Origin of the sequence: Paenibacillus solisilvae (assembly GCF_042656405.1) — a bacterium.
Classification (GTDB): Bacteria; Bacillota; Bacilli; order Paenibacillales; family Paenibacillaceae; genus Paenibacillus_Z; species Paenibacillus_Z solisilvae.
Genome location: NZ_JBHSOW010000016.1, coordinates 16,283 through 40,626, shown reverse-complemented (window position 1 = coordinate 40,626; position 24,344 = coordinate 16,283). Strand labels below are relative to the sequence as shown.

The window sequence follows — 24,344 nt, the reverse complement described above, 5'->3', positions numbered from 1 at the left end:
TTGATAATTAGGCATATGAGGATGAATTTCACAGTTATTATTGCCCTGACTCTAGCCTTGCAAGCCGGTATGTCTTCGACCGCATCAGCCGCGGCCGCAGGTACCGGCAGCACAACCAACTATCGTGTATATCAGAATGACAAGGCTCTCCGAGAATTCAACACATCTAAGGGTGCAATTGCGTATGCGAAGAATTTTTCCTATGCGCATGTGGAGAAAATCACAGGAAAACTGTGGGTTTGGGATAACTTTCCGAAGTATAAGGTGTATGAGAACGGCTTCTCGACAAGCAGCCGAGAATTCCGGACGCTGCAGGAAGCCAAGCAATTCGCTGCGAAGCTCAAATTTGCTCAAATTCGCGATTTAGAGAAGCCTGGTTTTGTTGCCGGCACTTATCCGAAGTATCAGCTCTATCAAGGCGATAAGACACTAGCCAATTGGAGCTATGCCACACTAGCCGATGCAAAGAAAGCCGCAAAAGCATACATCAATGTACATATTATCGATCTGGCATCGAACCAATGGATCTGGGATAACTTGACTGTTTACCAGAAAAGTCAGCAGCGACTTGGAACAGCTAAGTATGAGATTCAAAGAGACGGCGTTTCAGTGGACACTGCCCGCTATGCATTCCTGCTTGATGCCCTGCGTGCTTCTACCCGGATTGCCGGCAGTTCAGTCGTTAATGTAGAGACGGGACTTATCGTTCATAACAACCTGCCCGGCTTCACCATTACTCAGAACGGAACACCTGTTAAATCCGTTTATAGTATAGATAGTGCCGTATACGCTGCGAAAAGTCTGGTAAATGCCGCTGTCACAAAAAACGGGCTGGAATGGTGGACGAATACCCCCTATTTGAAGGTTGCGCAAGGAGCTCATTTCTTACGTTCCTTCCATACGCATGAAAGTGCAGTTAAATATGCGGCGCAGTTCAGCGATTCCATTGTCACGAATGCAGATGGAAGAGCCGTTTGGAACAACAAACGAAAGCTGCTGTACTGGGGATGGAACGGATCTTCCCGCACATCTACCGTTCTGAGTCAGGTTAGTCAAACACATGGACTTGATTACGATTCCCCTTCTTGGTTCGAGCTTGCAGGCGCCGATGGGCGTTTATCCGATTATTCGGATCCTGCCCTTGTTCATGCGATGAAACAATCGGGAATCAAGCTCACGCCGCTCGTTAGTAACCAGTTCGATGCTAAATTAACGACATCGTTCTTGAAAAATGCAGCTGCTCGGAAGAGCTTCATTCAGAATCTGGTTGGGCGGTTGAAGTCACTTGGCGCGGACGGAGTTAATCTGGATTTTGAAATGATGGCGGGCAGTGACCGGGCTGCCTATTCCTCTTTCGTTCGCAGCTTAACGAATGCCGCTCATCTTGCAGGGTTGACCGTATCCATCGATCTTCCTCGCGGCGATGTAAACTGGGATGCCAAAACCGCCTATGACCATGCCGAACTGGCTGGAATCGTGGATATGATCATGATTATGGCCTATGATCAGCATTGGCAAAATAGCGATGAAGCGGGATCAGTGGCAGAGCTTCCGTGGGTCGAGGAAGGGGTTCAACAGTTTCTGGATTATGGAATTCCGCGCAGTAAGCTGATGCTTGGCGTTCCTTTTTATGTGCGTGAATGGCGCGTGAATGCAGCTGGTAAACTTGTAGACAGCAAAGCCATTCTGATGAAGGACATACCTGGTCTAATCCAAGAACAAAGCGCCCTGGGAAGGTTCGATAAAGCTTCGGGACAAATCAAATTCACCTATAATAAGGATGGTTATACGCACGTATTCTGGGCTGAAACGATGGATACAATGAAGGCTAGAATTGCCATCGCAAAGAAATATGAGCTGGCAGGCGTAGCCGCATGGCGCCTTGGCTACGAAAGTTCAAATCTATGGACATTGCTGCTTCAGCAGAAATAAACAGCCGGTGCGAATGTGAGATGTCATGTGCCTGTCTGCTATGGTATAATTGGGTAGAAACACGATCGGTTTACTACATCATTAATAGTGAATCAGACCATAGCGAAGGAGACATGCACATGTCGCAAGTTAGAGAGATTCAATCCATTGAGGAATGGAACACCGCTTTAGAAGGTTCAGCCACTCGTCCACTCGTTGTCTTCAAACACAGCACGACATGTCCTGTCAGCGCGAATGCTTATGACGAATTTAATAAATATCTGAACAACAATGAAAATGCTGACGCTGATTTTGTATTAGTCAAAGTGATTGAATCCCGTCCGGTCTCGAACCAAATTGCTGAAGATGTAGCCGTAAAGCATGAATCGCCCCAAATCATTCTTGTGAAGAACAAAGAGAAATATTGGAGTGCAACACATTGGTCGATTACAGAGGCGCACATGAAAGCGGTCATGGATTAAGCTCCTTACAGAATACAGAAAAAACGGGTATCGCATGAAGCTTAAACTTCTGCGGATACCCGTTTTTTTAGGTCCTTTCCATCTCATAGGGATGGCGTCTAATCAATTCAGCCACTGCATCCCCGCGTCCTGTCTGCTGCAGCCTCTCTATGTAACGGGGCAGGGAACCCTTGGCATGATAGGGGCCGCCCTCCTTCATTACGGTCCAAAGCGGGTCTACGTCATAGGGCATCGTCGCCATCATGCTATCATGCCACTCGTTCAGCAGGTAGACAGCTTCGCGGCACAGCTCCGGCCTCTCCTGCGCCAAGTTGCGCTGTTCGTGAACGTCCTCGTTCATATGGAACAGCATCTCCTTGTCGAAGAGATGGTAGCCATCGTGATAAGTCCGGATATAGAGCCACTCCCCAAAGCGCACGCTGCGCTGACAGACGTGGGCGCACTGGGAGACGACGAGATAGTCCCGGCCGTTCTCCTCGCCGGTCTTCAGCACACTGGCGTAGCTGCTTCCGTCCCAGCTTGGCGCCGGGGCGCGGCCGAGCAGCTCCGCGATCGTCGGTGGAAGATCGAGATGGTAATGAAGGCCGTTGTCGACAGTTCCCTTCTGCAGGCCGGGCCAGCGGATAATCATCGGGATGCGGCAGGTGCCTTGGTCGGCCGTTCCGTGCTCGCCATAGATACCGAGCTCACCCATGTTCTCTCCGTGGTCGGCTGTGATGATGACGATTAAATCCTCCATCACCCCTTTGCTCTCCAGCAATTTGAAAATCGAGCCGATGTTGTCGTCCATATAGCGGATTCCGCAGTCATAACCGTCAATCATGGTGCGCAAGCCCTCCATCGAACGGATCTCGCCGGGATGACGCGGATAATCCGGCGACGTCTTGCTGTCGTACATATTGATCTCGCTCGCGCTGTGGGGACCCACCTTGCGCATGTGGCCCTCCAGCACTTCCTCGGTAATCCACTCCGGAAGCGGCTCGCCCTCAAACGGATTGCCGAAGGAGGCGGGAGCCCGATAAGGAGTATGCGGGTCCCAGTAATTAACGTAGAGCATCCAGTCGTCTTGCTCCGCGTTGCGCTCGATCCAATCAAGAACGACAGGCGTAACGGTTTCGGCGGATTCCTGCCCGCCTTGTCCCGTGTTATGGATCTCGTTGAAGCCCGCGTAGAACGTCCAGGCTGAGTGCCTCTCGCCGAACGGGCTGACAAGCGCTGTCTTCAAGCCCGCTTGACGGAAGAGAGCCGGGAAGCTCTCTGCTGCGAGCCGGTCCCGGAACTGCCGCTCCTCCCCTTCGTGCCGGACGTCAGCCGCTGTTCCACCGTGGCCCACAACGCCGTTGTGAATGCCGAAGCGGCCGGTCATCAGAGCCGTGCGTGAAGGAAAGCACGGTGCATCCGAAGTGTAGTAGTTGTCGAAGCGTACGCCTTCGGCGGCAATACGGTCGATATTCGGCGACGTATTCCGGGTATAGCCGTAACAGCCCAAATGATCAGGCCTCGTTGAATCCAAATCCAGCAATAAAATTCTCATGTCATCCTCAATCCCCTTTCCGGTCTGGTTCATGCTTTTATTCTTCGACTGCCGGACACTCCACTCCGCCGATTACTCGTCCAAATGGGAAGTGAATGTACACACGCTTTCTTTATTGGCCATAGCTGTATTATAAATTTCGGTTTTGTCAGGCGTCCACGTACATTTCGCCAAAATCATGTACATTTCTATTCCTATCTTTCTCCCCTGGATTCGAATATTGAAGGTGAGGTTTACCGTAACCCCTTATTGTGATACGATTTTGTCGACATTCGAGCGAGGAGCGCTGTTCTATGATTCAAATAATAAGTGTACATTTCGATCATTACATTCCCAATTGGCGTACACAGATGGAGGTTCTCGGGCACAACGTGATTGTCCTCGTCATGGAGGGGAAAGTTAGATATGAGATTAATGGGGAAGAGATCGTCGCGGAGAGAGGGGACTTTCTTTATATTCCGAAGTCGACCCGGCGATGCGGCGAGAATCTGAATGGAAGCCCGCACCAGAAGTATACGCTTCTGTTTACCATCGAACCGGGCATGGACACCGGAATTCCGTTCCTTGATCAAGGGCGGTTCATTCAGTTCCGATTGGCGAACTTCCAGTACGCACAGCGGCGCTTCGAGAGATTGTACGAAGAAATGCGGGGAAGCAAAAGCTTCCGTTTCATAATCTGCCTGGGCATCGTGCAGGAGCTCATCGGCATCCTCTCGCGGGAACTGGAGAAGCCCGAGGTGACACCGATCAAGATGAAGTACGCCCAGATCGTCAAGCATTATTTACTGGAGCATTACCGTGAGCCGATCGAGATCGAGCAATTGGCCAGGCTGATCCACCGCTCTCCCAACTACACGACCGCCTTGTTCAAGGAAGTGTTTGGGCATTCTCCGATCCGGTACATGCACCAGCTGCGGGTGCTTGAAGCCTGCAACCTGCTGCTCCATTCGGATATGACTATAGCGGGCATCTCGCAGTATTTGGGCTATTACGATACGTCCTACTTTTTCCGAGTTTTTAAAAAATACAGCGCGATGTCGCCCTCCGAGTTCATCACCCGCGGCAGCCAATCGGATCTGTCTCAGCTCTTCTCTTGATCAATCCCGTCACCCTTACGGCCCGATATATTGATGACGAGGAAATTTTCGTGGATTCCTTGATTAAATGCGGACAATCCAGTGAGGGGATAACACGAAGAGGAAATAAAAAATGTGTACGAAACAAACGGATTCTAACAGTCGGTATTTTCCAGCGGCTCCACATGTCTATTATCTGCATACGGTTCTGTCCCGCTGGTTGTCGGAACCGCCCATTTCACGGCATTGGCGATGACATGCAATACATATTTGTTATAATACGTCGGAAACGTTTCATGGCCGGGCTGAAAGTAAAATACCTTCCCCATTCCCCGATAATAAGCGCAGCCACTGCGAAAAACCTCCCCGCCCTTGAACCAACCGATGAATATCAATTCGTCTGGAGCCGGTATATCGAAAAATTCCCCATACATTTCTTCCTTCTGCACCACGAAGTATTCACTGCCGATACCTTCTGCAATCGGATGGCCGGGGCTCACAACCCAAATCCGCTCCCTTTTCCCATCTTCCCTCCATTTCAACGTGCAGGACGTTCCCATTAATTTTCGGAATATTTTGGAATAATGACCTGAATGAAGGACGATTAAGCCCATGCCCTGGCGCACTTTTTCGTAAATCCGATTCACAATGCTATCGCTAACTTCTTCATGAGCCAAATGTCCCCACCAGATTAAGACATCCGTACGATCCAATACTTCCGCCGTTAAGCCATGTTCAGGTTGGTCGAGTGTTGCCGTCTGAATGCGAAATCCGTACGGCTGAAGACCATCTGATAAAGCGGTATGAATACCTTTCGGATAAACCCTGCCAGCCTCCGGATTTGTTTTTTCGACTCTGAATTCGTTCCAAATCGTTACGTTGATCGGTTTCCATTCAAACATGGCATGATCTCGGATCTGCACTTTGAGCATGGCTTTGGCCACCTCTCCTGAGTAACAATGTAATACTTTTTATTTATGTTTCCAATCAGTGCCTAATGACATCAACACCGGAGACCTTTCTCTTATTGTCGAAAAAAATTACCGCATGAACTGTCACTGCAGGTACTAACATTTGCTTAAATCGAAATGAGTGAAGCCGCTCCTTCCCAATATTTAACACTTACCTTTTACATGATCTAGATATGACGAAAACATTCTCTTAATATAACTGCTCTACTATCTGTTAAGTAGACTTATCTTAGGAGGAATCATATGAAATCAGTGAAAAAGAACGGAATTAAGGCTGCAATTGTAGGATCTGCAGCAGCTGCTCTAGTGGTTACGAGCGTCATCAGCGCCCAAGCGCCAGATCATGCGGACGCCGCTTCTTCGAAAACGAAAAATGTGATTTTGTTTATCGGTGACGGAATGGGTACGGCCCAGCGCGATGCCATCCGCCTTGCAACAGTTGGTGAGAAAGGCAGCCTTGCCATGGATGCAATGCCTTCCGTCGGATTAATTCATACGAGCTCCACTGTCCCTGTAACCGATTCGGCTGCTTCGGCGACGGCATATGCCAGCGGCGTAAAAACTTATAATGGCGCAATCGGCGTCGATGCAAACAAGAAAAATGTGAAAACGATTATGGAGTACGCCAAAGATGCCGGGAAATCCACTGGCGTAGTTACGACTAGTCAAGTTACGGACGCTACAGGTGCAGCTTTCGGCGCTCACGTGGAAGACCGTTCCAAACAAAGCGAAATCGCCCTGCAGTACTTGTCAAAAAGCAAAATCGACGTCATTCTAGGCGGCGGCGAAGATTATTGGTATCCGGCAGGAGACCCGGGTAAATTCAAGGACGAGCCTGCCGAAGATCCGTCGGAGAAAAGCAAAGGCACGCAGCTCAACCTTGTCAATAAAGCAAAAGCATTAGGCTATAACTATGTTACGAACAAAACCGATCTGCAAAAAGCAAAAGGCGGCAAGCTTCTTGGACTATTTGCCAACGAGGAAATGTTCCAGCAGCGGCCAGAAGGCGAAGGAGATCTTTATAATCCGGTTGTTTCTCTGCCAGAGATGACTAAAAAAGCGATTTCCACGCTTTCTGCCAATAAAAAGGGATTTTTCCTGATGGTCGAAGAGGAAGGTACGGACGAATTTGCCCACCAGAACAATGCGAAAATGATGATTAAAGCCGGACAAGAATTGGATAAATCCGTTCAAGTAGCCAAAGATTTCGCCAAGAAAAATCCGGACACGCTTGTTCTTGTGCTTGCCGACCACGAAACGGGCGGGTTTTCCATTGAAGAAGTTACCGCAGACGACGAGTCGGGCGATGGAATTTCCAAGGAAGACGGTCCTTTTGCCGTTGCTAATTCCAAGTTTAACTTTGTAGTTGATTGGACAACCTCTGGTCATACAGCCGTTGATATCCCCATTACTGCAATGGGTCAGAACGCTGAGCTGTTTACAGGAATCTATGAAAATACCGAAATTTTCAACAAGCTCGCGCAAGCCTTGGGAGTTAAAGTAAAAAAATAATACGACTACATCATTATCTCCCGCTGAGAGCGGCATAGTAAACGAGTGTTTGGAGCGGCGGTGCAGACTTTACTGACCGCAGGCCGTATTACGGGCAGCCAGAATAACTGGCTGCCTTTATTATTGTTTCTGTGTCACCCAATTGATCAAAACAATAAGGTTATTTCCCCGATTCACTTGGTCAAACGCTTCTCCATTCCATACTTACCAATTGAATCCGCAAGAATACAATAAAGGTATTTGCACATATCAACATCTGGGTTTAATTGGAAAAAGACACTAACGAAGTGTTAATGTCTTTTCATCACCTTGCAATATCATCCACATTCAACAGACTAGCTTGCGAAGCCGCAAACCTGCTGGGAGTCATTCCGACAGCAGCCTTGAAAGACCGGCTGAACAAATGAATACTCGAGAAACCGACCGTATCAGCAATCTCAGTCAGGGTATGTTTTCCTTCCATGATTCTGCATTTTGCTTGCTCGATTCGGATATGTGTCACATATTTATGGATCGAGATGCCAAGCTGCTGCTTGAACAAGTAAGATAGATGGTTAGTCGACACCCCGGCAGACCGGCTGATGGATTCGTTATTTAATTGAGGATCGGGATAGCTTTCATGGATATAATTGACCGCTCTTTCGATGAAAGCCCATCCCTTCGTCATTTTTCCTTCTATTGCTTTCTGATCGCTTTGATTTTTAAAAAACAAGTATAACAATTCCAGACAGACGGACTTCGTCAGTAACGAATATCCCTCTCTTTTCTCCTGGAATGCCCGGTGCATCAGCAGGAATCTCTTCTTCACTTCAATTCTGTCGGCTGCCTGTATATGGGAAACAGGAAAAATGGAGGCAAGCTTCATTTCCCTCTCCACTTTTGCTGTTTGCTTATACATCGCTGCAGTCGTGTAATTCAATCGGCTTCGTTCTTCATCAAAATACAAATCAAAATGAAAAATATATTGAATCAATGGAAGAGTTGAAGTGGATCGTATGATATGCGGCATAAATGGATGCATCAGCAGAACATCGCCTTCTTTGGCCAGGTATTTAACACCGCTCAAAAAAAACTCCGCTTCACCTTGCTCGATATAGGTATAAACATGATCGTGGTCCAGCCATTCACCGGCCAAGGAGGAGGATTGCATAATTCTCTCCGCCCTTACGAAAGGCGAGATGCTTTGTATCCATGACTCATGCATTGATTACTCTCCTAACTCGATTACACCCCTGAAGATCTTCCTCTTAGTATACCTGAAGCCTGTCCCGATTCTCAAGGGAGAATTGGAAAGGCTTGCATTTGTACCAGTGAAGAGCCGGCATTCTAGGACCAGTCGAACAATACGCCGTTATACTGATCTTTATTGACTCTCAGCCCCTCGTAAGCCTCCTGCGCTTGCTCCGGCTTGATCACATGACTAATCAAAGGTTCGATCTGAAGCCTGCTTTGTTTCATAAGTTCAAATACAATCTTCGAATTTCTCACCAAGGAATGTTTAACAAACTCATTCGGTTCAACGGGGTACCGCCATTCATGCGCTCCCTTAAACGTAATACAGCCCCGGCCATAAAGATGACAGTAGTTTAAAATATCCGTGACATCTGCGTTGTATTCACCACGGGGGCTTCCTAAGAAAATAATCTCGCCTAACTTTGCTATCCATTCCAGACTCTCAACCCCTACACGGGCTGCACCGGTAGCTTCAATATGGGTGGAAACGCCTTTTCCATTTGTTATGGCCGCTATCTTTTCTTTAACATTTTCTTCCCCGCCATGAAGCGTGTAATCCACACCGCATGTATGGGCGGTCCGGATTCGTTCTTTTGACAGATCAACCCCGATAACTGCGGCACCCTGCAGGCGCGCCAATTGCGCAGCCAGATTTCCAACAAGCCCAAGACCGGTCACACTTACATAATCGCCGATTTCAATATCGGATACACGCACCGAGGTCATAGCAACTGTAGCCATGCGGGTAAATGGAACCCACTTCAAATTCAGATGATCAGGTACTTTAATAAAGACATGACTGGCGGTTACAACTTGATATTCAGAGTGACTGCCATAGTGAAATACGATATCTCCGGCTTGAAAACCGCTTACAGCTTTCCCCACTTCAACGACTGTACTCACACTTGCATATCCAGGACATAATGGAAGCTTAGCCCAATCTTCCTTGCCGGACAGCATCGCAAGCTCTGTTCCAGGGCTGATAAGTGAATAAATCAATTTCACTGCGACTTCATTATCGTTCAAGGCTGCAGAGATAAGGTTCTCTTCCACCGTTTCAACTTGCATCGGACTTATAAACATGACCTTCCTGTTGATCATTGTGCTCCCACCCCCAATATTGATAACTCTTAATATAAGCCTTATCCGATTAGTTGTCTTTGCTTGCAGAAACGAATTTTTATCGAAAACAACGATAAACCTTCCATTTGATCGTTTGGTAAATAAATTTGATTATGGACAAGTAAATGGTACAATTTGAATGAAAACTTTACCAATCAAAACGAAGGAGTGAAGGTAATGGCAGTAGATATTTATGTAAACTTCAATGGGAATTGTCGGGAAGCGGTTGCGTTTTATGAACAAGTTTTCGGGGTAGAAAAAACCCATTTTATGACCTTTGGCGAAACTCCTGCCGACCCGAATTATCCTCTTCCGGAAGAAGCCAAAAATTTAGTCATGCACACCCGGCTTAACATTGATGGAAGCAATGTCATGTTCTCCGATGTTTTCCCCGGCATGCCTTTCGTTGAAGGAAATAACATAAGCCTTTCCGTAGTCAGCACCGACTTGGATCAAATGAAATCTTATTTTCACAAGCTGAAAGAAGGCGGCAAGGTTAACATGGAGCTGCAAGAAACCTTCTGGAGCAAATGCTATGGCAACTTAAAAGACCAGTTTGGAATTGAATGGCAGTTCAACTACGATAATGGTGAAGGCATTTAAATAATAAAAGACAAGCAGGCGCCGGAAGCTTAAGTTCCAGCGCCTTTATCTTATGTCTTGGTTTTTTTCCGTTCCGCTTTGCTCAGCTCTGGAATTCCACCTTCATCTATTAGCGGCCTTCAACCCTTTCCAGCTCGCTTATCCCCATAATCTCATACAGCTTATCCATATTCAGATGATTACGGACATGATCGGCCAGCTTGTCAAAAGCCTCAGCTTGACGAGTGCGGAACGGTATAATCGAGAGAATGGGATCTAATCCCTTAAAGCTGCGCACGGAATCCAGCCATCTTCTGCGAAACTCATCATTGTGAAAAATCCCGTGGATGTAGGTCCCCCACACTTGCCCATTTTCGGAAATCGCACCATCTATACCTTCTCCGAGGGAAAATAACGAGTGCACGGGCTCAAGCTTAATCGTTTGTCCCATATGGATTTCATAGCCATCAACAGGAATCCCCTGCCACGATGACCAAGCCCCTGCATCGCCAATAACCTGTCCCAGAACTCGAACGGTGCGTTTTTCCTTATAAAAAAGAGTAGACAAAGGAAGGAAATCCAACCCGCTAACGGCACCTTGCTCGGATTCCACCTGAAACGGATCACTGAGACTTCGGCCTAACATCTGATAGCCACCGCATATGCCAACAAGGCGGCAGCCGTTTGAAACAAGCTTTTGGATGGCCTCAGCTAGGCCTGACTGCTGTAAGTAGGCCAGATCTTCCAAGGTGTTTTTGGAACCGGGAAGAATGACCACATCCGGCTGCTTCAGCTGTTTCAAGCTCTGCACATAACGAAGGGAAACATCCGGTTCTGCAGCAACCGGGTCGAAATCAGTAAAGTTGGAAATACGCGGAAATCGAATCACCGCGATATCAAGGCCATTCTGAATAACCTCGTCGCTTTGCAGATGATCAAGCACAACCGAATCCTCAGCTTCAATGCCGATTTGCGCCACGTACGGAATGACTCCGAGCACCGGTATACCTGTTCGCTGTTCCAGCCAATCAAGGCCAGGCTGAAGCAAACTGACATCCCCTCGGAACTTATTAATAATAAATCCTTGAACCCGTTTACGTTCATGCTCTTCTAGAAGCTCTAAAGTGCCGACAATAGCGGCAAATACGCCTCCCTTGTCGATATCGGCAACGAGCAGCACTGGAGAATCCGCCCACCCGGCCACCCGCATGTTAACGATATCTCGGCTCTTGAGATTAATCTCCGCGGGACTTCCCGCCCCTTCCATGACTACAAGCTCATATTCAGCCCGAAGACGATTCAGGGCATCTTTGACAATCTCCGCGGCAAGCGGCAAATACGCTTCCCTGTAACGGCGCGCACTCATTTCCTCATGCGGTTCGCCGTGCACCACAATCTGCGCGCTCATCTCACGGGTTGGCTTTATTAAAATGGGATTCATATCTGTCGTTGCAATAATACCGCATGCTTCCGCTTGCACGCCTTGCGCGCGCCCGATTTCTTTACCGTCAACCGTCACATAGGAATTCAAAGCCATATTTTGTGATTTATAAGGGGCGACCTTCCAACCATCCTGCTTGAAAATCCGGCAAAGCGCCGTCGTCAGGACGCTTTTTCCTACGTCCGAAGCGGTTCCCTGAATCATAATCGTTCTGGCCTGCTTCATCAACATGCCGCCTTTCTTTAATTAAGTATGTATACTGGCCGAATAAACGCTGTCCTTATCCAGGGTTATTCTTTGGTTTCCAACGCTTTTGCCATTTCGGCAAGCTTAATAACTGTTTTCCAGTTGCGTGAAGTAGCAGGCACAAGCTTTTGAAACTTCTTCGTTAATTTGGAATCTAAACTGCTTCTTCTGTAAAGCACATAGATTTCTCTGCCATCGATCAAATATTCATCGCCTTCAAGCTCAATATCCGGTAACCGATCCAGCTCTTCCTGCGTTGGTGCTTTCTTCAATAAAGTCAAATGTATGCTTTGTTTGTCGATCAGCGTCTCCGGCGAAAACGGACATGTCGCAGTTATCGTTTTCCATTCGGATTCGGATCTTACCATAACGGAAATGGTTAAGCCAAAGACGCTGCTGATCTCCTGCTCAATCCTAGCTTCAAGCGATTCCCCCTCTTCCTCTGATTCAAACAGCACATTCCCGCTGTTGATATACGTTTGTACGCGAGCAAACCCCATCTCCTCGAACATCCGTTTTAACTCCGTCATCTTAATCATGTTATGACCGCTGACATTAATGCCGCGCAGCAATGCAAAATAAAGGGTCATGGTATGCTCCTTTTCCAGCCGGAATCATTTATTTTGAAATTTACCGCTTATTTTATTATAAACGTAAGTTCCTCCTAATTGGCCGCTTTCGTGAGAAAAACGGCAAAAACCAGTTCGAGGACATTCGCCCGAACTGGTTTTCTTTCTTTTCCTCATTCGCATTAATTCATGAAAGGATTCATTTCTTCTGCCCCATCGAAGCTTTGCGTGCTTGCATGATTTTGGTTGGCTTGCTGCAAGCCGTCAAAGATATTGAGCAGATACGTAACCGGCAGCAGCAGAGCGACGAAAGTGACCAGAGCCATGTGGAATGGAAAATTCCCTTGAGCTGCAAACACGATCATAACGATATTCAGGATAAACGTTAGCATGAACGCAAGCCCTCTTGGCATAAGTCCTAAGTATAAATGTCCGGCACCTGGAAATATCATGGACAGCAGTACGGTTAACGCTTTGCTTTTACGCACTTTGTACGAATACGGATAAGGATTCATAACCTGCGGCCTCCTTTACAATTTGGACTCTTCTAGGTTCAGTTTAACCGATAGATCAGCTTTGTGTACTCCGCCCTGGGCACTGTTTGACCCCCGACTTTAGTCGGGCAACTCATGCTAATGAGGTGATTGACAAGTGAATGTTCAACATGGAATCGACAAGCTGGTTTATCATTTCATAAACACACAGTCCGCCGACGGTACATGGCGCTTTGGATTTATTGAATATGGAACAACCATGGACGCGGCGGTCATCATGCTGCTGCAAACACTAGGTTATGAGAACCATAAACTCATAGATGCGTTATGTCATCGCATTCAGGCGAAACAGCATTCCGACGGCGGCTGGCGGGTGTATCCCGATGAGCATGCACCTAATTTATGTGCTACTGTGGAGAGCTATTTTGCCTTGTTATATGCAGGGGTTTCTGCTTCTGAAGCTTCTATGGTCCGGGCCAGATCGATCATCATGCAGCTTGGCGGGATCTCACGGGTTAATAGTCTGCTGACCAAATTCTTGTTGGCCGTAATCGGCGAATACGAATGGCCGCGGTGGTTCCCGGTTCCCTTAGCCTTCATGATGCTGCCGACTTCGTCTCCCGTCCATTTTTTTCAATTCTCCGGCTACGCCCGCGCACACATGGCTCCCATGCTTATCCTCGCCGACAGAAAACCGGCATTTGGTTCATCCCCGCTCTCCCCGGAACAATCGCTGCTGCTATCCAATCCGGCTCATGATCGTTTGGAGCCTGGCTGGGAACGGCATTTCAATCCGCGTATCCTCGCTGCCATTAAGACGTGGACACAGTCCGTTATGAAGCTTCCGGGGCAGGCGAACACAGCCGCAACGCGGCATGCCGAGCAGTACATGCTGGACCGTATTGAACCGGATGGCACGCTGTACAGTTTTGCGAGTGCTACCGTGCTTATGATTCATGCGCTTCGAGCTATTGGCTATGCAGCTGACCACGAGGTGATTAAGAAGGCCGTACAAGGGCTGGAGTCGATGGTTATGACGGATCTGGATGGTAACCGTATCACCCTGCAAAATACAACTTCGACCGTGTGGGATACCAGCCTTATCAGTCACGCCCTGCAATCAGCTGGCTTGAATGCCTTGAACCCTTCCATCACTCAAGCAGGTCAATATCTGCTATCAAAGCAGCATTCGAAGCTGGGGGATTGGCAGCTGCAGGTTCAGAATCCGGTTCCGGGCGGGTGGGGCTTCTCTCATGTGAATCATATCAATCCAGATATTGACGATACGACCGCCGCGCTTCGTGCTATCTATGGATTACGTCATCTCCCTTCCTACAGAGAAGCTTCAAACAAAGGCCTGCAATGGCTGTTGGCCATGCAAAACAGCGACGGCGGCTGGGCGGCATTTGAGCGCAACAACAACCATCGTTTCATCAGCTGGCTTCCGCTTGACGGTGCAGACGACGCGGCAACGGATCCTTCTATAGCCGATTTGACCGGACGAACACTTGAATATGCAGGGGGCATGCTTGGCTTGAAGAACAACCTTCTTTTCATCAAGCGGGCCGTACAATGGCTATATCAGCATCAAGAGGACAACGGCTCTTGGTATGGACGCTGGGGGATCTGTTATATTTACGGCACATGGGCGGCTTTAACCGGTTTGAGCGCTGTTGGTGAGCCTCCAGATTCCGCTCCCATCATGAAAGCAAAGGAATGGCTGCTCCAAATACAAAATGAAGACGGCGGCTTTGGCGAATCCTGCTTCAGTGACAAAGCAAAAGCGTTTATCCCGCTCACGGCCTCAACGCTTTCGCAGACTGCTTGGGCACTGGATGCTCTAATCTCCGTATCCGATTCTCCATGTAAGCACATGAACAGCGCCGTTCAGTTTCTGCTCGAGCAGCAGTTTACGGCAGAAATCGCTTCCTTTTATCCAACCGGAGCCGCGCTGCCGGGGCATATGTATACACGCTACGACAGCTATTCACTAATCTGGCCGCTTCTGGCGTTGTCCAATTACAGGAAGAAGTATCTGAATTAATCAGGTAAACATACAGCAGCATAATTGATCCGATTATATTCTGGCTGGAAACCGTTTTTGAAGTAGAGCGTCTTGGCTGATTTGTTGGTGCTTTCTACGCTTAACCGGATATAGTCGACTGCCGTATGCTGTAAACGACGCAGAATTTCAGATAATAACGCTTTTCCGGCACCTTGTCTTTGCCAATCACGCCTAACAGCCAGGGTTGGTATCCGTGCCCCAGTCCCTCTAAGTAATGACGAGACTAATCCAATCGGCTCTCCGCTATTATTCATGCCTAGGAGATACAGGTCAGGATTGAAGCTTGCACTCTGGAATTCGTGTATGACACTTTCTGCACGCTTGTTACCGCCGAATGCATCGTTATAAATATCAGCCCAAACTTCTGCGTCCGCTAGTGCCGGAGAACGAAATTGAAATGGAGCAGACCGGTTAATGTCGTTTAGATCAGATCTGTTTTTCAGACAGAGTATCTCCAAGGTACTTTGTTCCTTCATTCCAAAATCGACCCCGCAAGCGGTTTCTCCTGCAATTAGCGAAACCGCACGATGACAGAAGTGAACAGGACTTGCTTCTTGATTGGCGATCCCTTGCAGCCGTTTGAAAATGAACTTGAAGATGGCCGTTCCAATCCCCCGCCGCCTCCAATCCATATCCACTGTCCCAAAGCAGTAGACGTCGGTATGCGAGCTTCGTTCAACAAAGCATAGTGAGAAGTACCCGGCAGTAACTTGCCCAAGCTCAACAACAAATGTGTGTTCACGTATTCTTCCATTCGGCTCATCCAAATCCTGTTCAAACTCGGTGACACCGATGCCGTTTAATAAGTGGTTGGGGTCGCGGTTAATCATGCTTACTATCCTGTGAGAATCTGAAGCTGTGTGTAATCGAAAGAACAGATCGCTATCCGAAATTTTCATTTGATTCGTAGACTCCATTCCTCACCGGATAATATTCGTTTTGCTGCATTTACATAGCATCATCCCTATATTCGATAAAGCCCCAACCTTTTCCTGCACCATGATGAGAACTTCAGCATTCAGCAGCTCACAACAAAAAAGCGCCCCATAGGGACGCTTATCAAGAAGCCAGTGCATTTCATTCCTTGCATTCGCTGCAAATTAATCCAGATGCTCCTATCGAAGACGCCAATACATGTCGTTCAGACGAAGCTCATTACGAAGCGAGCGATTGTTGGTCGAATTATCAATGATAACACATTCGATACCGGTCATTTCAGCCCAATCCACCAGTTGATCCACGCTCACCTCGTAGGAGAATACGGTGTGATGGGCGCCGCCGGCGTGAATCCATGCCTCAGCTCCATCTTTCAATGATGGTTGCGGCTTCCACAGCACGCGTGCCACCGGAAGCTTTGGCATCGCTTGCTCCGGCTGCACTGCATCCACTACGTTGATAATCAGACGGAAACGGTGTCCCAGATCGATGATCGAAGCATTCAATGCAAGACCGCCTCGTCCATTGAAAACCATGCGGGCAGGATCAGCTTTACCGCCAATACCGAGTGGATGTACTTCCAGGCGCGGACGGTCAACAGCGATAGTCGGGCAAATCTCGAGCATGTGCGAACCGAGGACCAGCTCATTTCCTGGTTCAAAATGATACGTGTAATCTTCCATGAACGACGTTCCTTTATTACCGGCGATCGTCTTCATAACGCGCGTCAATGCGGCTGTCTTCCAATCACCTTCACCGCCGAATCCGTAACCGGCTTCCATCAGACGCTGTACGGCAAGACCAGGAAGCTGTTTCAAGCCATGCAGATCTTCGAACGAGGTCGTGAATGCGGTGAATCCGCCTTCTTCAAGAAACGACTTCATACCGATCTCGATGCGGGCTTGCTCCCGAATCGCTTCCCACAATTCAGGCGTATTGCGCGTTTCTGCCGAAATGTCATAGACGGATTCATATTCATCTGTCAGCGCATTGACCTGCTCTTCGGTAATTTCGGAAATCCGCGCGACAAGGTCGCCTACGCCATAGCCGTTGATGGACCAGCCGAATTTGATTTGCGCTTCGACTTTATCGCCTTCTGTCACGGCTACTTGACGCATGTTATCGCCGAATCTTGCAACCTTCAGCGAGCGCCCTTCTGAAAAGGCGACAGCCGTCCGCATCCAACCGGCAATGCATCCGCGCACTTCCTGATCCTCCCAGTAACCGACGACAACTTTACGGGCAATACCCATTCGCGCCCCAATGAATCCATATTCACGATCGCCATGTGCCGATTGATTCGTATTCATAAAATCCATATCGATAGAATCCCAAGGAATATCACGATTAAATTGTGTATGAAGATGCAGAAGCGGTTTACGCAGCTCAGACAGACCGGCGATCCACATTTTTGCAGGAGAGAAGGTATGCATCCACGTAATTAGTCCTGCGCAGTTCTCATCCGCATTCGCTTCCGAGCAAAGCTTGTAAATCTCCTCCGGAGTTGTAAGTACAGGTTTAAAGACCACTTCAAAAGGAATGGCCTCATCACGATCTAATCCCTCTGTAATGATACGTGAATGATCCGCTACTTCGAGCAGCGTCTCAGGACCATACAAATGCTGGCTTCCCGTTACAAACCAAAATTGATATTTTTTTATGGACAGCAATAAATTCTCCTCCTTATTCATTCACTTGTACGAACAAATCAACAAAGCTTCAATTATACTGCTATATAGAGAAATGAATAAATGCAATAAAACTCCACATAACAAGCACATTCGCTTCTTCCACTTGTACGTACAACCTTATCTTCTCCTATTGTACGCCTTCACCTTATCATTTACAAGAGTTAAACTTATTTTGGATAAAATCAAGCCTTTTACCCTATTTATCTAACAAAATTCATATCCTGCACTTGACAATGATACACTTTGTATCATAAATTACTAGTAGTAGAGTAATACGGAACCCGCTCGTACTAGGACTAGATGTTCAGTATTCACGTAAGGAGCTATTAACATGACGATGGGAGACCGTTTGAGAGAACTGCGTCTGCGTAAAAGCCTTTCTCAAGAAGATGTTGCCAGGCAGATCGGTGTTACCCGTTCCGCCTACAGCCACTATGAAATTAACAATCGTCAGCCCGTCTATGAAACGTTGAAGAAACTGGCTGTTTTGTTTAACGTTTCATTAGACTACATTATCGGAGGGGAACCTGTAAAGCCGGAAACGCAGGTTACACCTGAAGCTATTGAAATCATCCGCATTCTGAACAGTATGGATCAAGAAAAGCGCAAACAATCGATAGATCGTATGATGGCCGTTATCAGACAAGCGGACTAATTCTGCATACTTCTAACTGGAAGCGCTATCCAGATTATAGTCCCTTTGTTTGGCATACTTTCTGCCCCTATTGTTCCCTCATGGCCTTCAACAATTTCTTTGGCAATTGCCAGGCCCAACCCGCTCCCGCCATCAGATGAATTTCGTGAAATTTCTTTTTTGTAGAACCGATCGAAAATATATGGAAGATGCTCCTTCTCAATCCCGCTGCCCGTATCAGAAACACTAATAATGACCCTGCTCGTATCGACATCATAATAAAAAAGAACCTTAATATTGCCTCCTGCCGATGTATGTTTAATGGCGTTGTAAATGATATTGCCCATCACCTGATCCATTCTCGGCAAGTCCAGATGAAGCAGGATTTGCTCCGGATGCAACTGATATGAAGCAGTTTGACCGGCATAGTCATACGCACATGAAAAGTTCAGACCGGCACTGCGCACATCAATTTCATATTGTGCTTGAATTTGTGCAATCCACTCATCAAGCGGTACATTGAGATAATCGAAACGAAGCTGGCCCGCTTCCAGCTTGGAAAGCTCAAATAAATCATGAATAAGCCGGTTAAGCCCGCCAACCTTGCCAAGCATCATGCGCACATACTTCTGCCTCTGTTCCTCTGTCTTAACCACTCCATCTTGAATAGCTTCCAAATACCCCTGAAGAAGTGTAATCGGAGTCCTAAGATCATGGGAAATATTCGTCATCAAATGCCTCCTGGATGTCTCCATCTTACCCAGATCACGGTTTCTCTGCTTCAATGTTGCATTCGTTCGGCTTAATGCATCGGTCCGCTCTTCAATTCTCTCCTCCAAATGGGTATTCAGCTCGCGTAATTCATCAGATACCTGTTCGACCCTTCGAAGCGCGGCCGAGAAGCGGGTAGAAATAATGAAGGACTGCATCAGCATGAAGAAGAACAGACCAAGCGGAACTAATTGATAGGTTACGAGCCATTCATTATAGAAAAGCATGTCATTCATCACCGTTATGACGAATACTGCCACCCCTGTAAGTACGAAGGTTGAGCCCTCCCGCTTTTGAAATTGTGCTTTAATCAGAATAAACAGCGCGTGCAGACAGACGCCGAGTACAAAAATCTGAAACAGCGGCAGCATTTTGGAATAAGCAATTGCCGGGCTGATCAGTACGAATAGGCAGAGCAGCAGGCCAATGGCAATAACCACCCGTGCTAATCGTTTTGATCCAAGCGAAGGAAACAATCTGTACACATATAAGAAGCCTGTAACCGCGCTTAGCGAGAATGAAATATATTCAATCTTCAATGCGGCTTCCCATGAAATGGGGAATAATTGCACCAGATAAGAATCACCTGTGACGCCCGCTCTGGCAGCCACAAATAAACATAACAAACCGAAGTTCAGTGTGAACCTTTCCTGTCGTCTAAATGCGTATAAGCCGATATGATACACGCCAATGATCACTAAACTGCCCAATATGACCATATCCTGCGCAGTCGCTTTCATTTGGGAGGTAACGATTCGGTTGCTGTCCCCCAGCTTAAAATCAACCCATATCCCGCCTTTGCGATGTTGAAAATTGGATATTTGGATCACAATATCCAGCTTGTCCGTTTGACCGTCAAAGGAAACGATGCGCGGGTATTGCTCAGGTTTAGTTGATGCCCGGCTTGTGCCGACTGTTCCAGCAGAAGCTACCATTTTCCCGTTAACCCACAGCTTATAAGCGCTGAAGATATTAGGAACCCGGAGCGCAAGCACTCTGTCCATCGGGTGAATATAGACGGTTAAACGGTAAGTCGCATAACCTCGCCCATCTTTGAATCCAAAGCTTGCGGGATAACTGTTCCAGGACCGCGGTACCCTGACAAAGCTGCTGTTCATGGATGGACTTATATCCTCCGGCATGAGCAGCTGCTTCCCGTAAAACGCCCATTCGCCGGTTAGCGGCAGTTCTCCCTGCTTATAAAAGGACCAGCCCCGAAGATCCAGCACCCCATGCACGGCTTTCGGTTTAGGGCTTTCCGGCTCGGCTGTACAGCTGGTTAATAGAAGTGAACATACTAAGGCAAGGAGTATGATGGCAAGCAAACGTTGAATATAAATCCCTCCTGCAAAAACGTGGATTGCTCAGCACTCCCTCCATTCGCTATAATAGTTCGAGGAAGAGGAGGCATAGAGATGAGCGGGAGCAAAATATTGGTCGTGGATGATGAGTCAGACATTACCGAGCTTATAACGCTTTATATGGAAAGGGACGGCTTCGTCGTCCATTCAACAGATAATGGCGAGGATGCCATCAAGCTGGCGCGCGAGCTGCAGCCAGATATGATCCTTTTGGATATTTCACTTAAAAGTATAGACGGCTTTGAAGTATGCAGGCAAATCCGAACCATTTCCAATGTTCCCATATTGTTCATAAGCTGTAAAAGCGACGATATCGACATTATACACGGATTGGCGGTAGGCGGCGACGATTATATGACCAAACCGTTCAGCCCAAGCCAGCTTGTGGCACGGGTCAAAGCGCATCTGCGCAGACAATCCGTGAACCGGCAAAACCTTGCCGCTCGCGAGCATGATGAAGTACTGCGCTTTGACGGCCTCGTCATTGATTTGCCAGGTCGGACTGTCCACGTGGGGGAGAAGGAAGTTTTCTTATCGACGAAAGAATTCGAACTTCTTGTAAGGCTCGCCAAGTCGCCAAACCGCGCTTTTGCTCTGGATGATCTGTATACAATCGTTTGGGGTCATGACAGTATGGGAGATACGCGCACACTTATGGTTCACATTAGCAATTTGCGCAAAAAAATCGAGCCTGATCCGACCAATCCGATCTTTATCGTAACGGTTCGCGGTATCGGCTATAAATTCAACATCAAGGAAGGAACTGGAAATGTACAACGCTGATCAATGGAAAGACTATGAATTGCTGGATACGGGAGACGGAGAGAAATTAGAAAGATGGGGCCGTTTCGTACTTAGAAGGCCGGACCCTCAGGTCATCTGGCCGAACACGGGGCAAAATGACCGCTGGACAACCGCCGATGGCCATTACCACCGCAGCTCCTCTGGCGGCGGTGAATGGGAATTCCGCACGAAGATGCCTGATCGCTGGACCGTCACCTACGGGGAATTGAAATTCCACATTCGGCCAACCAGCTTCAAGCACACCGGATTATTTCCGGAGCAGGCTGTTAACTGGAGCTGGATGATGAACAAGATTAGACAAGCCGGCCGGCCGATCCGGGTGCTCAACCTATTCGCTTATACCGGCGGAGCAACGCTCGCAGCTGCAGCAGCAGGCGCTGAGGTTTGCCATGTGGATGCGGCCAAAGGTATGGTGCAATGGGCAAAGGAAAATGCCCAGCTATCCGGGCTCGAGAGCAACCCTATCCGCTACATCATTGATGATGTCTTCAAATTCGTGCAGCGCGAAGAGCGCCGAGGCAAGCAGTATGACGCCATCATCATGGATCCGCCTTCCTATGGCCGCGGGCCTAATGGAGAGATGTGGAAGCTGGAAGAGAACCTGTATCCATTTATTGAATCCTGCTTAAGCGTTCTATCACCGGATCCGCTTTTTATGCTCGTCAACTCTTACACAAGCGGAATTTCGCCTACCGTGCTTCATAACATGCTCCATATGACGATGGGCCGCAAATTTGGAGGCTCTATACACTGCGGAGAGATCGGTCTGCCGATTACAGCAACCGGATTAACACTCCCTTGCGGAATATTAGGCCGTTGGGAGGCTGAATAGGATGGCAGGCGATTCTCATTCATCGCCCTCTTCTATTCTCCCGATCCTATACGAAGACAACCATTTACTTGCCGTCGTTAAACAGCCTGGCATCCTGTCCCAGGCTGATGACACCGGAGAGCCCGATATGGTTACGCTGCTTAAGGAAGACTTGAAAATCCGGTACGACAAGCCTGGCAATGTCTATGTCGGGCTTGTTCATCGCTTGGACCGTCCTGTTGGAGGAGCGATGTTATTCGCTAAAACCTCCAAAGCAGCTTCACGTTTATCGGAGTCCGTTCGCAGCAGGCAGTTTGATAAGATCTATGTCGCTGTGGTTCACGGCGCTCCAGCAGCCTCCTCAGGCCGTCTGCGGCACTATTTGAGCAAGGATGCTGCACGAAATACCGTACATGTATCTAACCGTCCTGTAAATGATGCTAAAGAAGCAATATTGGATTATGCAGTTGTTGCCAAACACCGCGATTGTTCCCTTGTTGCCGTGAAGCTCGTAACCGGAAGATCTCATCAAATCCGGGCTCAGATGTCAGCCATTGGCTGCCCGTTATTCTATGACCGTAAATATGGGGCTCCTGCCCCGGAGGGTGAACAGGATATTGCGCTGTGGTCCGCTTCCATCGGGGTATCCCATCCCGTTACGAAAGAATGGATGACCTTCCTCTCCCGCCCTCCTCATCATGGGCAATGGGCAAAATTCAGTGACGCCGATTATACCAACGCTCTTCATATCGTGCCCTCAGAAGGATACGGCAGATGAGAATGATACGGGTAATAGGTCTAACTTTATTCATTGCCTTACTTCTCTCTGGCTGTACGGAGTTCTCTTCAAAACCTGACAGGTCTCCAACGGCTAACGACTCACAGGGCAACGATTCTGCCGATGGGAATACCAATCAAGATAATCCTCCAGATTCGAATAATGAGGCTTCGAATGAAACAAGTAATCCGGATGCCCCTCCTGATGAGATCACGGATGCCGTCTGGATGGCCGCAGGAGACGTAATGATGCATATGCCCCAGCTTCCAGGGGCGTACGACTCGAAGACGAAGAAATATAATTTCAATCCCTTCTTCGAGCAGGTTCAACCGATTCTGAAGCAAGCCGACTGGTCACTAGTAAATTTGGAAACACCGATCGGCGGAAAAGCTCTGGGTTATTCCGGGTTCCCGCGCTTCAATGCCCCTTCAGAGCTTGCGGATGCCTTGAAATATGCAGGCTTTACGGTCGTTACCAATGCTAATAACCACGCACTGGATCGGGGAGCCAAGGGTGTCGAGCTTACACTCGAGAAACTGCAGAAGCTGGGCTTCGCCGTAAAAGGAACCGCCCGCTCGCAATCGGAAGCAGATGCCATTACGATTGTTGAACGCAAGGGAATCCGTATGGGACTGCTCGCCTACACGTACGGAACGAACGGCATCCCGCTCCCTGCGAATAAACCCTACACCGTATCGCTTATAGACGAGAGTGCAATCATTCGAGATATTAAACGATTGCGGGCAGCCGGTGTTGACTTTATAACGGTGTCCCTTCATTTTGGAACGGAGTATCAAACCGTGCCGAATAATACGCAGACAGCATTAGCCCGAAAGCTAATTGCTGCTGGGGCGGATATTATTGCCGGCTCGCATCCCCATGTCGTTCAGCCCTATGAAACGGTTGAAGCTGTCAGAGAAGACGGTACAATAAGGCGCGGTTTAATTATTTATTCGATGGGTAATTTCATTTCTAATCAACGCGGAGATACCAAGGACTACGGGGTCATTTTCAAGGTTCATATCCAGAAGAATGTAAGCAAAGGAATCACTACAATTGGTGATGTCGAGCCTATTCCTACCTGGGTAAAGCGCACGAAACAAAGCGGTGTCAATCATTATGTTATCATTCCGGTCGAGCAGACACTTCTTCATCATAATCAAGAAGGATTAACGAATGCCGATTACGAGGCATTGAAGACAAACCTGGACATTCTAGCAAAACGATTCGCCTCGATGTCACAGCAGCCTTACACCCTGAAAGATAGTATTCAATAAATAAACGCCCTTACGCTGCGATCACGTAAGGGCGACAATTAAT

General features: G+C 48.0%; 21 protein-coding genes. 11 read left to right on the top strand and 10 right to left on the bottom strand.

Features of this window, described 5'->3' with window-relative positions:
* Positions 1–21: 21 nt before the first annotated feature.
* Both ACFPYJ_RS04510 and ytxJ read left to right on the top strand, forming a co-directional pair.
* The gene (locus ACFPYJ_RS04510) at positions 22–1,932 is read left to right on the top strand and encodes a glycosyl hydrolase family 18 protein (RefSeq protein ID WP_379186857.1); all 1,911 of its coding nucleotides are present in this window, start codon (positions 22–24) and stop codon (positions 1,930–1,932) included.
* A gap of 119 nt (positions 1,933–2,051) precedes the next feature.
* Positions 2,052–2,393, top strand: a complete 342-nt coding sequence (gene ytxJ / locus ACFPYJ_RS04505) for a bacillithiol system redox-active protein YtxJ (RefSeq protein ID WP_379186856.1) — start codon at positions 2,052–2,054, stop codon at positions 2,391–2,393.
* A 67-nt stretch (positions 2,394–2,460) separates the two neighbouring features.
* Here ytxJ and ACFPYJ_RS04500 read toward each other — a convergent pair whose 3' ends face one another.
* Positions 2,461–3,927 (bottom strand): sulfatase family protein, encoded by a 1,467-nt coding sequence (locus ACFPYJ_RS04500; RefSeq protein WP_379187006.1) that lies wholly within the window; start codon positions 3,925–3,927, stop codon positions 2,461–2,463.
* Between the two features lie 293 nt (positions 3,928–4,220).
* Between ACFPYJ_RS04500 and ACFPYJ_RS04495 the strand changes: the two genes are divergently transcribed.
* The gene (locus tag ACFPYJ_RS04495; protein WP_379186855.1) at positions 4,221–5,024 is read left to right on the top strand and encodes a helix-turn-helix domain-containing protein; all 804 of its coding nucleotides are present in this window, start codon (positions 4,221–4,223) and stop codon (positions 5,022–5,024) included.
* Between the two features lie 134 nt (positions 5,025–5,158).
* On the opposite strand, the gene ACFPYJ_RS04490 is transcribed toward ACFPYJ_RS04495, so the two are convergent.
* On the bottom strand, positions 5,159–5,935 hold the full coding sequence (locus ACFPYJ_RS04490) for a ThuA domain-containing protein (protein ID WP_379186854.1): 777 nt from the start codon (positions 5,933–5,935) through the stop codon (positions 5,159–5,161).
* 282 nt (positions 5,936–6,217) lie between these two features.
* On the opposite strand from ACFPYJ_RS04490, the gene ACFPYJ_RS04485 reads away from it, so the two are divergent.
* The gene (locus tag ACFPYJ_RS04485) at positions 6,218–7,486 is read left to right on the top strand and encodes an alkaline phosphatase (RefSeq protein WP_379186853.1); all 1,269 of its coding nucleotides are present in this window, start codon (positions 6,218–6,220) and stop codon (positions 7,484–7,486) included.
* Positions 7,487–7,790: 304 nt separating this feature from the next.
* Here the strand turns inward: ACFPYJ_RS04485 and ACFPYJ_RS04480 are convergent, their stop codons facing one another.
* Both ACFPYJ_RS04480 and ACFPYJ_RS04475 read right to left on the bottom strand, forming a co-directional pair.
* A complete protein-coding gene (locus ACFPYJ_RS04480; RefSeq protein WP_379186852.1) occupies positions 7,791–8,690 on the bottom strand; it encodes a helix-turn-helix domain-containing protein in 900 nt (299 codons plus the stop codon).
* A 122-nt stretch (positions 8,691–8,812) separates the two neighbouring features.
* Positions 8,813–9,820: a zinc-dependent alcohol dehydrogenase gene (locus tag ACFPYJ_RS04475; protein ID WP_379186851.1), complete on the bottom strand. Its 1,008-nt coding sequence runs from the start codon at positions 9,818–9,820 to the stop codon at positions 8,813–8,815.
* 198 nt (positions 9,821–10,018) lie between these two features.
* Here ACFPYJ_RS04475 and ACFPYJ_RS04470 point away from each other — a divergent pair, with 198 nt between their 5' ends.
* Positions 10,019–10,444 (top strand): VOC family protein, encoded by a 426-nt coding sequence (locus tag ACFPYJ_RS04470; protein WP_379186850.1) that lies wholly within the window; start codon positions 10,019–10,021, stop codon positions 10,442–10,444.
* A gap of 109 nt (positions 10,445–10,553) precedes the next feature.
* On the opposite strand, the gene ACFPYJ_RS04465 is transcribed toward ACFPYJ_RS04470, so the two are convergent.
* The 3 genes from ACFPYJ_RS04465 to ACFPYJ_RS04455 all read right to left on the bottom strand — a co-directional run bounded on the left by ACFPYJ_RS04465 (position 10,554) and on the right by ACFPYJ_RS04455 (position 13,194).
* On the bottom strand, positions 10,554–12,089 hold the full coding sequence (locus tag ACFPYJ_RS04465; protein ID WP_379186849.1) for a cobyric acid synthase: 1,536 nt from the start codon (positions 12,087–12,089) through the stop codon (positions 10,554–10,556).
* A 65-nt stretch (positions 12,090–12,154) separates the two neighbouring features.
* Positions 12,155–12,700: a DUF1697 domain-containing protein gene (locus ACFPYJ_RS04460; protein ID WP_379186848.1), complete on the bottom strand. Its 546-nt coding sequence runs from the start codon at positions 12,698–12,700 to the stop codon at positions 12,155–12,157.
* A 161-nt stretch (positions 12,701–12,861) separates the two neighbouring features.
* Positions 12,862–13,194 carry a hypothetical protein gene (locus tag ACFPYJ_RS04455; RefSeq protein WP_379186847.1) on the bottom strand — a complete coding sequence of 111 codons (333 nt, stop codon included), beginning with the start codon at positions 13,192–13,194 and terminating at the stop codon, positions 12,862–12,864.
* Between the two features lie 136 nt (positions 13,195–13,330).
* Between ACFPYJ_RS04455 and ACFPYJ_RS04450 the strand changes: the two genes are divergently transcribed.
* On the top strand, positions 13,331–15,217 hold the full coding sequence (locus ACFPYJ_RS04450) for a terpene cyclase/mutase family protein (RefSeq protein ID WP_379186846.1): 1,887 nt from the start codon (positions 13,331–13,333) through the stop codon (positions 15,215–15,217).
* On the opposite strand, the gene ACFPYJ_RS04445 is transcribed toward ACFPYJ_RS04450, so the two are convergent.
* Together ACFPYJ_RS04445 and araA are read right to left on the bottom strand one after the other, a co-directional pair.
* Positions 15,214–16,137, bottom strand: a complete 924-nt coding sequence (locus ACFPYJ_RS04445) for a GNAT family N-acetyltransferase (protein WP_379186845.1) — start codon at positions 16,135–16,137, stop codon at positions 15,214–15,216. The genes ACFPYJ_RS04450 and ACFPYJ_RS04445 overlap by 4 nt on opposite strands.
* A gap of 216 nt (positions 16,138–16,353) precedes the next feature.
* The gene (gene araA / locus ACFPYJ_RS04440) at positions 16,354–17,844 is read right to left on the bottom strand and encodes an L-arabinose isomerase (protein ID WP_379186844.1); all 1,491 of its coding nucleotides are present in this window, start codon (positions 17,842–17,844) and stop codon (positions 16,354–16,356) included.
* Between the two features lie 352 nt (positions 17,845–18,196).
* Between araA and ACFPYJ_RS04435 the strand changes: the two genes are divergently transcribed.
* Positions 18,197–18,520 (top strand): helix-turn-helix domain-containing protein, encoded by a 324-nt coding sequence (locus tag ACFPYJ_RS04435; RefSeq protein WP_379186843.1) that lies wholly within the window; start codon positions 18,197–18,199, stop codon positions 18,518–18,520.
* Here the strand turns inward: ACFPYJ_RS04435 and ACFPYJ_RS04430 are convergent.
* Positions 18,517–20,595: a sensor histidine kinase gene (locus tag ACFPYJ_RS04430; protein ID WP_379186842.1), complete on the bottom strand. Its 2,079-nt coding sequence runs from the start codon at positions 20,593–20,595 to the stop codon at positions 18,517–18,519. The genes ACFPYJ_RS04435 and ACFPYJ_RS04430 overlap by 4 nt on opposite strands.
* A 90-nt stretch (positions 20,596–20,685) precedes the next feature.
* Between ACFPYJ_RS04430 and ACFPYJ_RS04425 the strand changes: the two genes are divergently transcribed.
* From ACFPYJ_RS04425 to ACFPYJ_RS04410, 4 genes are read left to right on the top strand one after another with little or no spacing between them, the layout of a single operon-like run.
* A complete protein-coding gene (locus ACFPYJ_RS04425; RefSeq protein ID WP_379186841.1) occupies positions 20,686–21,414 on the top strand; it encodes a response regulator in 729 nt (242 codons plus the stop codon).
* Positions 21,401–22,267, top strand: coding sequence for a class I SAM-dependent methyltransferase (locus tag ACFPYJ_RS04420; protein ID WP_379186840.1), 867 nt, complete (start codon positions 21,401–21,403; stop codon positions 22,265–22,267). Before ACFPYJ_RS04425 ends, ACFPYJ_RS04420 begins: the two co-directional genes overlap by 14 nt.
* 1 nt (position 22,268) lies before the next feature.
* Complete coding sequence (locus ACFPYJ_RS04415) at positions 22,269–23,024, top strand: RluA family pseudouridine synthase (protein ID WP_379186839.1); 756 nt, start codon at positions 22,269–22,271, stop codon at positions 23,022–23,024.
* On the top strand, positions 23,021–24,301 hold the full coding sequence (locus ACFPYJ_RS04410) for a CapA family protein (RefSeq protein ID WP_379186838.1): 1,281 nt from the start codon (positions 23,021–23,023) through the stop codon (positions 24,299–24,301). The genes ACFPYJ_RS04415 and ACFPYJ_RS04410 overlap by 4 nt, the downstream gene beginning before the upstream one ends.
* The last annotated feature ends 43 nt before the right edge of the window (positions 24,302–24,344 follow it).